We start from the raw sequence: 989 nt of genomic DNA, 5'->3' as shown, positions 1-989 counted from the left end.
TCAAGATAGCGGCGCCCTCATTGGATGATCACCCGGCGAGCTGGGCCGCCGACCTCGGTTTTCGCTGCGGCGGGCGTGGCTGGGGCGGTCGTGAAGGACCAACTCACGTCAAACGCCCGAGGCGTCGGGATCGTGACGTTGGTCAGTGAGCCTGTGACGTGGACCGAATAAGTCGCGCTTGCGGCGAGCGGCGCGATTGGCGTGCATAGCGCGAGCCGCGTTGCTTCGTCGTTGTTGGAGCTGTCCACTTCTTGACAGGGCACCGCCGCACCCGTGGCGTCAGTGATCTCAAAGGCGATGTTGGAGAACGCCGCGTTGCCCGCTCCTGAGAGAGTTATCGGGTAGCCGACCGTTTGGCCAGCATAGTTTTTCCCGGCCGCGGCGAGCGGGTCGGGCAATTCGAAATCTTGCCACGCCGCCTTGGCGTTGGTTTGCCCTGGGTAGGGATACGCGATTAGCTTGTTGTCAGGGACAAATGCCTTGTAATCGACGAAGTCGGCCGTGAGAGCCGAAAACTTCAAGGGGTTTGTGGTTTGCGCGGCGCCCACGCCCACGAGCGTGGTGTCAAACAGAATGATCCCGCGGTGGAAGGGCGCGTCGAACAATGCTTCAATTGGTCCAGTGGAGCTTGTGAAAGCGCCCGTCTGAGTGTCGACGATTTCCCCTACGGAATCCGTCGGATAAAGCGCGTTGACGCGGTCCGTCGGCGAGACTCCAGTGAATCCTGGGAGCCCAGCGGTCTCGAAGTGTCCGACGGCATTGTTCGTCTGGTTGTAGAGCGAATGGTCGGCTGCGGCTTGCGCGACAGCCGACTGGAAACCGAGCGGCGGCAGTCCGAGCTGCCCGCGCTTGGCGTTTATGAAGCCCAGCGAGTCATTGATCAGATCGCCCGTCGCCGCGTAATCGGTAACGGCGGCCCCCGGGGCGGCGAGCAATGAGATAACTCCGATGGCCGGGGTTGAGCTCGCGCCCGACGCGAGCTGTTACGT

The 989-nt window shown here is 62.4% G+C and carries 1 protein-coding gene; it reads right to left on the bottom strand.

What is annotated here, in order from left to right; genetic code table 11:
* Nucleotides 1-17 precede the first annotated feature (17 nt).
* Nucleotides 18-935, bottom strand: coding sequence for a CAP domain-containing protein (locus tag ACRXB1_RS36750; protein WP_449494866.1), 918 nt, complete (start codon nt 933-935; stop codon nt 18-20).
* Nucleotides 936-989 lie beyond the last annotated feature (54 nt).

Source organism: Caballeronia sp. M23-90 (assembly GCF_053574605.1).
Note: the sequence above shows the minus strand (reverse complement) of the source record. Positions and strands in the feature narration are given on the sequence as shown.